The sequence below is a fragment of the Nocardia sp. JMUB6875 genome, from assembly GCF_041154655.1.
In the GTDB taxonomy this organism is placed as follows: Bacteria; Actinomycetota; Actinomycetes; order Mycobacteriales; family Mycobacteriaceae; genus Nocardia.
In genome coordinates this window covers 1-2,691 of sequence record NZ_BAAFGR010000353.1, presented here as the reverse complement: position 1 = coordinate 2,691, position 2,691 = coordinate 1, and the positions used below count along the sequence as shown (strand labels likewise).

Below are 2,691 nucleotides of genomic sequence, written 5' to 3'. Positions count from 1 at the left end.
GCCCAATCCTTCACCAACCTCCTGCTCCACAACACACAGCCCAGAGCAACCGAATCCGAGTGAAATAAGCCGTGTTGCAACAGAATTGAACTTTGCCCGATTCCCGAGTCCAATCCGACAGCGCTAACACAATTCGATTGAACGCGAGGACGATTCGCGCGCCCCGGACCAGCCCTCGTCAGGGTGCCAACCGAGCCTTGCATTTGCGAAGCGCAAACATTTCACTTTGTTCCCGTGAAGAGATCCCCACATGCCGCCGGAGCGCTCGCCTGCGCCCTGGCGCTGTCCTTGTCCAGCGCGACGAGTTCCGCTGCGACCCAGACGAATCCGGGCTGGGGCCTGGACCGGATCGACCAATCCGCCCTGCCGCTCAACGGCAGCTTCACCACCACCTCCGACGGTGCGGGCGTGAACATCTACGTCATCGACGGTGGGCTCGAGGTCGGCCATCCCGACTTCGGGGGCCGCGCCTCCATCGTGTACGACGCCTTCGACAAAACCGGTCTCTCCGGGACCCCCACCGACGACCACGCCACGGCGATGGCCGGCATAGCCGCCGGTGCGACCTACGGCGTGGCCAGGCAGGCCAAGATCCTGGGAGTCAAGACCTACAACACACCACACGCCGCCCCGGACCCAGTGGAGTTCATGAACGCCGTCAAATGGGTGACCGAGGACGCGAAGAAGCGAGGACCCTCGGTCGCCGTCATCTCCTCGAACTGGGTCGACTACACCATTTCGACGGGGCTCGAGGACGCGGTCAACGCGCTCGCGAATTCCGGTGTCTTCGTCGCCGTTTCGGCGGGCAACATCATCGACGGCGACGATGCGGGATCGTCCAACTGGAACGCCTGTGCCAACACCCCGGCCAATGCGATCGGCCCGCTGGTTGTCGGAGCCAGCGACCAAACCGATCATGTGGTCCGGCACTCCTCGTTCACCACGCCATCCGGTGAGACTGCCGTCTGGAGCAGCGCGTACGGCGGTTGCGTCGACCTGTTCGCGCCGGGACAGAACGTCCTCACCACAGGTCTGGGCGGCGTGATCGGTTACCGGGTCGCGGGCACGTCCCACGCGGCGCCGTATGCCGCCGGTGCCGCGGCACTGTACAAGGCGAAATTCGGCCAAGCTCCCTCGAGCACGGTGAAAAGCTGGCTGGTGCAACATGCTTCGCCCGCGATCATCGATCCGCCGCAGTTCTGGCTTTATGGCACCACACCGAACAAGCTGCTGAATATCAGCGGACTGTGACCTGCCAAACCCACCAGGCCTCGCGGACCACACTCGGCCGGAATCCGTTCGCGACAATCAGGCGGCGAGCGCCAAATGCACCGGCATCGAAGCGCTCACCCCGGCCCGTTCCGCAGGAAGGTAATCAGCATGGAAATCCGCCACCAGTGCCGACCGCACGCACGCCTATTTCCGGGCAGCGGTCAGGGCGGTTTCTCGGGCGGTGAGGAAGAGGTCGGTGCAGCGGTCGATCACGGTGTCGCGGCGGTATCGATTGGTATCGGCGAGGAGTGTGGCGATCAGTTCGGCGAAGCCGCCGACGAGGAAGGTGGCGGTAATCTCGGCGGTTTCGAGATCGACCTCGGATGTCGATTCCTCGGCTCGAGCGGGGCGGTCAGCGAGGCCATTCGGTCGCGCCTCGAGGCTGCCAGATATCCGAGCGTGTCCCGGCGCGCCGCAAACCTCGGCGAGCCCCCACATATGACTTACTCGGCAAATACCTCGTCCAGCGACTCGGCGGTGAGCACCCGCGCACCCCACACCCGCAGCCGCTCCGCCTCAGCCCCACGCACCGTGCCGATGATCCGGTCGGGCACGGCCCCGAACTTGACCGCCAACTGGTCGAGCAAAGCCTCGGTACGCCCTTCGATGCGGAATTGTTCGGCGGTAGTCATCATGATCTCCTTCGCTCGCGGACCGAGCCGGTCGATCAACGGTGCAAAGCCAGCGACATCGGTCTTACCGACACTCCAAAGATACGCCATCACCTCGTCGAACTCGCCCGGGTAGTCCTCGATCAACACACGCAACTCGCCCTCGAGTGGCAATAGATCGTGACCCAGCCGGGGATTGCCGGGCGCGATCTTCAGCGACACGAACAGCACCTTCGCCATCACGCTCAGTTTCCGCGCCCGCAGGGCCGCCACATCGACCGCGCCCAGGTCGTCCAGCAGAAACCGCAGCCGGGGCAGGCAGTCACCCAATGCCAATCGCATGTCCGAGTTGATATCGAGCAGATCGGACAGCTCGGTCGGCGCGCTCCATCGATGCCCGCGTGGATCGCAGTGCACCACCACCGGGATCACGACCGGCAGCAGACGTGCTTTCGGGTTGTGTCGCAGGTAGCGGTTCCAGATCGCCACCATGTATTCGAGCATCCGGAACGCCATCAACTCGTCCGTGCTGCTTTGATGCTCGATCAGCATGAACACGAAGGCGTCGCGATCATCCCAGCGGGTCCGATACAGCACGTCGGTGTAGCGTGACCGCAACTCCTTCGGCACAAAACTGCACGACTGCAGTTCCATGCCATCCCAATCCAGATGCGACGCAGCGGCTTCCGGCAGGACGGTCGGGACTGTAAGAACAACGGTGTAACTCCGAATCAAGGAGTGGCACATGGACTCTGATGTGAGGTCCGCCGTGTTGGCCGATACTGACGCGGTGGCCAGACCCAGGAAA

The 2,691-nt window shown here is 63.5% G+C and carries 3 protein-coding genes; 1 reads left to right on the top strand and 2 read right to left on the bottom strand.

Going from position 1 to position 2,691, the window contains the following annotated elements:
* Positions 1–234 precede the first annotated feature (234 nt).
* Entirely contained in the window at positions 235–1,251 is a 1,017-nt protein-coding gene (locus ACAM49_RS39695; protein ID WP_369640666.1) for a S8 family serine peptidase, read from the top strand.
* 165 nt (positions 1,252–1,416) lie between these two features.
* On the opposite strand, the gene ACAM49_RS39690 is transcribed toward ACAM49_RS39695, so the two are convergent.
* Positions 1,417–1,710 carry a hypothetical protein gene (locus ACAM49_RS39690; RefSeq protein WP_369640665.1) on the bottom strand — a complete coding sequence of 98 codons (294 nt, stop codon included), beginning with the start codon at positions 1,708–1,710 and terminating at the stop codon, positions 1,417–1,419.
* Positions 1,711–1,715: 5 nt separating this feature from the next.
* Positions 1,716–2,691 (bottom strand): Rpn family recombination-promoting nuclease/putative transposase (locus ACAM49_RS39685; RefSeq protein ID WP_369640664.1); only part of this gene is annotated, 976 nt, incomplete at its 5' end.

Excerpts from the sequence above, each read along its gene's own strand:
- ACAM49_RS39690 (WP_369640665.1), bottom strand. The coding sequence starts at position 1,710 with ATGTGGGGGCTCGCCGAGGTTTGCGGCGCGCCGGGACACGCTCGGATA.